Annotated in this window: 7 protein-coding genes; 5 read left to right on the forward strand and 2 right to left on the reverse strand. The window is 56.5% G+C overall.

Going from position 1 to position 5,347, the window contains the following annotated elements:
* Nucleotides 1-165, reverse strand: a 165-nt coding sequence (locus JCM19049_RS07640; protein ID WP_279402709.1) for an ATP-binding cassette domain-containing protein, incomplete at its 3' end; no start/stop codon positions are given.
* A 466-nt stretch (nt 166-631) separates the two neighbouring features.
* Here JCM19049_RS07640 and JCM19049_RS19360 point away from each other — a divergent pair.
* The 5 genes from JCM19049_RS19360 (at nt 632) to JCM19049_RS07655 (ending at nt 4,801) form a co-directional block, all read left to right on the forward strand.
* Nucleotides 632-1,012, forward strand: coding sequence for a hypothetical protein (locus JCM19049_RS19360; RefSeq protein ID WP_279402703.1), 381 nt, complete (start codon nt 632-634; stop codon nt 1,010-1,012).
* Between the two features lie 5 nt (nt 1,013-1,017).
* Entirely contained in the window at nt 1,018-2,124 is a 1,107-nt protein-coding gene (locus tag JCM19049_RS07645) for a sodium:solute symporter family protein (protein ID WP_279402704.1), read from the forward strand.
* A 163-nt stretch (nt 2,125-2,287) separates the two neighbouring features.
* A complete protein-coding gene (locus JCM19049_RS07650; protein ID WP_279402705.1) occupies nt 2,288-3,769 on the forward strand; it encodes an amidohydrolase in 1,482 nt (493 codons plus the stop codon).
* A gap of 82 nt (nt 3,770-3,851) precedes the next feature.
* The gene (locus JCM19049_RS19365; RefSeq protein ID WP_279402706.1) at nt 3,852-4,235 is read left to right on the forward strand and encodes a GTP-binding protein; all 384 of its coding nucleotides are present in this window, start codon (nt 3,852-3,854) and stop codon (nt 4,233-4,235) included.
* Between the two features lie 56 nt (nt 4,236-4,291).
* Entirely contained in the window at nt 4,292-4,801 is a 510-nt protein-coding gene (locus JCM19049_RS07655) for a GTP-binding protein (RefSeq protein ID WP_279402707.1), read from the forward strand.
* Between the two features lie 178 nt (nt 4,802-4,979).
* On the opposite strand, the gene JCM19049_RS07660 is transcribed toward JCM19049_RS07655, so the two are convergent.
* A partial coding sequence (locus JCM19049_RS07660; protein ID WP_279402708.1) for a tetratricopeptide repeat protein occupies nt 4,980-5,347 on the reverse strand: 368 nt, incomplete at its 5' end.

Raw genomic sequence — 5,347 nt, forward strand, 5'->3', positions numbered from 1 at the left:
CAGCAGCCCGGTGGCCATGGACAGCATGGTGGTCTTGCCGGCGCCGTTCGGGCCGACCAGGCCAAAGAAGGAACCGGCCGGGACGTCCAGGCTGACGTCGTTGACCGCCACCTTGGGGCCAAACTGCTTGGCCAGCGATCTGATGCTCAGTGCGGGGATACTCATGTACCCGAGATTATCAATGGCCCCACCCCGGCGGATCATCCTTTGGAGTTAAACTTGCGCCCCAATTCCCAAGTGAAAACGAGATTTGATCTTTAAACCCCACCCCGCCTTCCCCGTTGGCTTCCAACCGAAATTGACTCACAGAGCAGGCCGGTTTTCCATCGTTGGTACTTACTGGCCCCCAAAAAAGCCCTCCTGACTGGCTCTTTGCATCAATTCAAAACCCAGCAATGGTGATGTAAAGCACACCTGAGGTCAGGAGTGTAAAGCACTCCAAAAGGCTCAAGACCTCAGTAGCTCTAAAGGGCTTATGTACCAGGTGCACATATTTGAAAAGTTTCGACCCATTTAGAACGGCGGTACGACCTTGAACTGGTACCTAGTATGGATCATAGGTTTTTTGGTCCTCCTATTCGCTGTCAGCATCAGATCTTCAAAGACGGTAAAGACAGCCGACGACTATGCGATGGCGGACTTCAAGCTTGGCTTCTTCCCAATCTGCGGCTCTGTTATCGCGACAGTTACGGGTTCAGCAGCGCTGATTGGCGGATCGGGTAAAGGGTTCGAGATGGGAGTCTCTTACTTCATCACAAGCATCAGCATGATGCTTTTTACTGTGGTAGCGATGCTCGCGCTTGGCCCGGTGATCCGAAAACTTCGCCTGTACACCATCCCCGAGCTGTTCGCTCGGCGTTTCGGTAAGCTCGCCGCGCTGATCCCTGCGCTGATCATCGGTTTCCTCTACATGACTCCAACATTCGGCATGCAGCTTGTCGGCATGAGTTCAATTTTGAGCTCCATCACTGACCTGCCCGCATTCTGGGGAATCATTATCGCTTTGCCGTGACCCTCGTGTTCACCCTCATCGGTGGTATGCCCAGTGTCGCGTGGACCGACGCGATCCAGACCATCGTCATATTGGCGGGTGTTGTCATCACTCTCGTAGTCGGTGTTTCATGCGCTGGCGGTCCATCAGTCGTCGTGCGCGAAGCCCCGGAAAAATTGCTCAGTTTCGGTAGCATCGGCGGCATAGAACTGATGAACTGGTTCTTGGTTTTCGGGCCCTTCTACATAGTCTGGCAGACCACCTGGCAGCGCTTGACGGCTGCAAAATCCACAAAAGTCGGGATTTCGGGTGTCGTGATCGGTTTTGTCATTTCCGCATTGATCGGTCTCGTCGCAATTTTCATCGGGATCACTGCGGTACAGGTCTTCCCGGAGGGAACTGATCCAGACGCGATCTACACCTCGTTCATCGCGCAGCTGTTCCCTGGCTCTATCGGCGGCCTACTCATGGTCTCCTTGCTTGCCGCACTCTTGACCGGTGCGACTTCATTCCTGCTCAGCGGCGCAATCAACGTCTCCAAGGACATCTACGAGGGTTGGGTCAACCCTAAGGCTGGCGACGCTCAGATCTTGAAGGTCTCCAGGCTATCCGTAGCTTTCATGGCGGTGCTCGGGCTCGTGATCGCTCTTTGGGTGAAGGACGTAATTGGCATTTACCAGGTCGCACTGTCTTTCACTGCCTCGGCTCTCGTAGCACCGGTGCTCGCTGCCATGTTTTGGAAGCGTGCTACCAAGGCGGGCGTCATGGCGAGCACCATTGGGGCGCTGGTAGTTTCCTTGGCATGGCGGATAGCAGGTACGCCATTTGGACTCCACGAAATCGCGCCCGGCCTTCTGGCATCTGGGACGCTGCTGATTGTTGTCAGCCTGATGACTAAACACTCTGAGGATGAGACCGTGATTGCTTACTTCCAAGCGTTCCGACGCGGACTGCCACTGAGCAGCAAGACTCCCGTCAAGGGTGAAGTGACTTCAGCGGCAGAGGCGATACTCAGCGAAAGCGAGCAGTCTCATGCTATGGATCCTACAGAGAGCGGCACCTCAGGTTCCCTGAACTTCGACCCGACTCATGATTCCCCGGCCAAGTCACCATCAAAGTTGAACGAGCGATGAACCAGACTACGAAGTAGCAATCCCGATCAGTTCCCCACCGGAAAGGAACACAATGGAACGTACAGTAATCTACCCAGCTCGAATCGTCCGTACTATGGACCCCGCACGGCCAGTAGCCGAAGCTGTCGCTATACGTGGTGACCGAATTCGTGCCGTGGGAACAGTGACAGAACTGAAAGAGTACCCCGGGGCCGTCGTAGATGAACGTTACTCAGATTCGGTTCTCCTGCCAGGCTTTGTGGAGGCGCATAGTCACGCGGGCTCGGGAAACGTCTGGGCCAACACCTACGTGGGATACATGGATCGGATCGACCCTGATGGACGACGCTGGCCCGGGTGTCGGACCGTCGATGAGATTCTAGAACGGCTTAGAGAGGCCGAGGCAGAATTGCACGCTCCCGACGAATTACTCATGGCTTGGGGACTCGACCCCATTTACTTCCCGGACCAGCCGCTGGCGGCTGAACAACTCGATATGGTGTCATCCAACCGGCCTATTTACGTTTCTCACACAAACGGGCACGTCTGCGCGGTCAATAGCGTAGTCCTCGAACGTTTCGGCATAAATCAGTCGACGAGGGTTGATGGCGTGGTCAAGAATGAGAATGGTGATCCAACAGGCGAACTGCAAGAATTCGCAGCGATGGGTCTGGTTGCAGAATTAACTGAGGGTCGCGGCGTTCTCAATACCAACACTGAGGCACTAATCCGATTCGCGCAGGAAGGGGTGAACACCGGAACGACGACGCTCACAGACCTGGGCACGACAGCGCTAATGGACGATGAGGGTGTCGACCTGTATGAGTCGGTAGTTCGCGACGATTACCCTGCAAGGCTCAATGTCTTCCACTTTGGCGCCGGAATCGGTCAACCTACCCTCTCTTTGCAGGAGGCTGCGGACCGGCTTGTGCATCTTCGCGACGAATCGACAGGAAAACTTCGCTTCGGAAACGTCAAACTCATGCTGGACGGATCCATTCAAGGTTTCACTGCGCGGCTACTCGCGCCTGGCTACTATCGAGATCAGCCTAACGGGATCTGGAACATTAGCCCGGAAGAATTCAAGGCAGCGTTCGAGACATTCCACCGCGCAGGCCTGCTGGTTCACGTTCACTGCAACGGCGACCAGACAACTCAGCTGTTCCTTGACATACTCGAAGAGATTCTCACGAGCTACCCGCGGCCCGACCATCGTCATACCTGCACCCATTCTCAGATGACCACGGCGGCGCAGTATCGGCGGATGGCAGCGCTTGGAGCCTGCGCGAACATCTTTGCCAATCACATCTGGGCGTGGGGTGATCAGCATATTGATGTGACTGTTGGTCCCGACAGAGCGGCACGAATGAATGCAGCAGCGACCGCGTTGCGAACCGGGGTGCCGATTTCCTTGCATTCGGATACACCAGTAACGCCTTTGGGACCACTGCAAGCCGTAAAACATGCCGTTACACGAAAAACCGTCTCGGGACGTGTAATGGGCGAATTCGAGAAGATCGGAGTGCAAGAAGCACTCGAAGCCGTGACCATCGGTGGCGCCTACATGCTGAAGATGGACCACGAAGTAGGTTCCATTGAATCCGGTAAGTTTGCGGATCTAGCGGTCTTGGCGGAGGATCCTTTGATGTTGAGGCGGAACGCATAGGTGACATCCGGGTCCTGGGAACTGTAGTCGGTGGGCAACACTTCAAGACGAAGGTTGCAGCACCGGCAGAAGCACTGGCACCATGACGGCAAAGTTGGCGATCATCAGTGGTTATCTAGGATCTGGAAAATCGACGCTCGTGAATCGCTTGTTAGGCGGTGTTCTGCCCGGGCGTACTGCCGTCGTCGTAAACGATTTTGGTTCAATCAATATCGATGCCGATCTCATTTCGTCCGCGGACGAGGACACGATTGAGCTAACGAACGGCTGCATCTGTTGCCAGATAAATGACGATGCTTCGCGCGTTATGTCCAAACTTGCTGAACGCGCGGATCTTGACAACGTTGTGTGCGAAGTCAGCGGTGTCGGTGACCCTAGCAAATTGCCCAATGGCGCACCTTTCCCGGCTTCACACGCGGGCCTCTCGTCGTCTGCGCAGACGCCACGGCTCTCCCGCGCTTATTGAAAAACGAATACGTCGGCGATACGGTCTCACGGCAGCTTGCGCGCGCCGAAACGGTCTTGATCACCAAGACGGACGTCGCTCTGCCCCGTGACATCAGCAAGACGGAGGAAGCCTGTCGTCGAGCTGCACCCAACGCGCGTATTTTCATACAGGAAAGTACTGATCCTGGGAAAACGGCACTCGAGGTATTTGGTCCTGCACAGAATGACGCCTCTGCCCGCTACACGGACGAAAGCCCGAAGCAAAACAAGGGTGCTGAGGCCTTAGCCCATCAAACACGACATGCTTCTGTCACTGTCGATCTCCCGAAGCCCCTCGACGTTGATGTTCTAGTCAGCTTTTTGTCATCACAGTCCGCGCTCCTTATGCGGGCTAAAGGGATTGCCCTCGACAAGGCGGGCAGCTGGCAGGAAGTCCAATTAGCCGGGCGCCAAGTTACAGTGCGGCCACATGGCTCACAGAAGCGACGGCCAGAATCCTCGGCGATGGTGATGATCGCTGCAGGACCGAACGCCGAGGGGATAGTGCACGAAGCCGAGGCAGAGCTGAAACAACTTAACAGATAGTGGCAGCTACTTCTAGTTGGGATTGCCAGCCTCTAGACCAATGCTTCGACTTCTGGGACCGTTCTCGCGTGACCAAAACAACCATTAGTGGTGAGTGTCTGGTTCCATCGCTTACGGAAAGCAAGAACCGCGAGTGCAGATGTCGCACTCGCGGTTCTTACTTTGCCGACGAGGTGGTTTAGAAGAGCACGCGGGCCAGCTTCTGGCGGGAGGCGGCGACCCGCGGGTCGCTGTTGCCCACCACGGCGTACAGCTCGATCAGCCGGCGCCGGACCCGTTCGCGGTCCTCGTCGTGCAGCCGGGAGATCAGGTTCACCAGCCGGGAGAAGGCGTCCTCCACGTGCCCGCCGGCCACATCCATGTCCGCCACTTCCAGCTGGGCGTTGATGTCATCCGGGGACTGGGCCGCGGCCTGGCGCACCTGATTCAGGTCCTTGCCCTGGGTGCGCGAGAGCAGGCGCACCTGATACAGGCCCACCTGCGCCTCGTGGTCGTTGGGCTTCTCGTTCAGCGCCTCGGTGTAGGCGGCCTCCGCGGCGGCGAAGT

The sequence above is a fragment of the Arthrobacter sp. JCM 19049 genome (assembly GCF_001310435.1).

Coding starts and splice junctions, on each gene's coding strand:
- JCM19049_RS19365 (WP_279402706.1), top strand. CDS start 3,852: ATGACGGCAAAGTTGGCGATCATCAGTGGTTATCTAGGATCTGGAAAA.
- JCM19049_RS19360 (WP_279402703.1), top strand. CDS start 632: ATGGCGGACTTCAAGCTTGGCTTCTTCCCAATCTGCGGCTCTGTTATC.